We start from the raw sequence: 1,048 nt of genomic DNA, 5'->3' as shown, positions 1-1,048 counted from the left end.
TGATCGCCAATAATAATGCGCCAAGCTATGACGCTGATGCCTTGTCACAAGCGGGTATCACCATCAAAAGTTTGTCTTCTCTTGATGAGAAAGAGTGCGAGCTTGTCGCCAATAGCATAAGTAATTCTGCAGAGCATTTGCTGTTTGCAAAACTGAATGCGGGTTTGATGCAAGATGGCTTGTTCATCAACGTTGCGAAGAATACTCAACTGGGCAAACCACTCAAGTTGGTTTTTCATAGCAATGCTAGCGGCCTGAGCCAGCCACGCGTTTTCATTAACGTTGAAGCAAATGCCGAAGCAACCTTTATTGAAGAACTCGTCATTGACGCCGAAGAAGGTGCTCAAGGGCTTGTTAACAGTGTATGTGACCTGCGTATTGCTGATAATGCTCATGTAAAGTACTTGCGTATGAACCTTGAATCTACGCCAGCCAAGCAAATCGGTTTTACCGGTGTCGCGCTCTATCGTAACGCTAACTTCAAGAGCTACTCTTTAGGTTTGGGCAGCCAAGTGGGTCGTCACGACTTGCACGTGCAGATGTTAGAAGCAGGTGCTGAGTGTGATCTTAACGGTGTTACTGTCACCACCGGTCAGCAGCATTACGATAACCATACCTGTATCGAACATATTGCACCAAACTGCACCAGTAATGAGACTTACCGTTGTATTGCCGACAATAAGTCCCATATCGTCTTTAATGGCCGAATTCACATTCACCCGGACGCACAGAAGACCTTAGGTTCAATGAATAACAAGAACCTTCTTCTTTCATCGTCTGCTGAAATCGATTCCAAGCCCGAGCTGGAAATTTATGCCGATGACGTGAAATGTGCTCACGGTACAACCATTGGTCAGTTAGACGAAACTGAACTGTACTACCTTAAAACGCGTGGCGTAACGCATGAACAGGCTCGCCTGATGCTAACCCTCGGTTTTGTATTGGAAGTGGTTCGGGCAGCCCCAATTGAAGCTATTGCAGACTTCTGGGAGCAGCAACTGGCAGAGCTGTTAAGTTACCCTTTAGATTAAATGATCGCGTCGTTAGT

The 1,048-nt window shown here is 46.2% G+C and carries 1 protein-coding gene; it reads left to right on the top strand.

Annotated features, from left to right (window positions below; genetic code table 11):
- Positions 1–1,031: Fe-S cluster assembly protein SufD (sufD, locus tag A3763_RS25690; protein WP_068760719.1), on the top strand; the 1,031-nt coding region annotated here is incomplete at its 5' end.
- Positions 1,032–1,048: the final 17 nt, after the last annotated feature.

Source organism: Oleiphilus sp. HI0128 (assembly GCF_001635365.1).
This window is presented reverse-complemented; position numbering and strand designations above follow the sequence as displayed.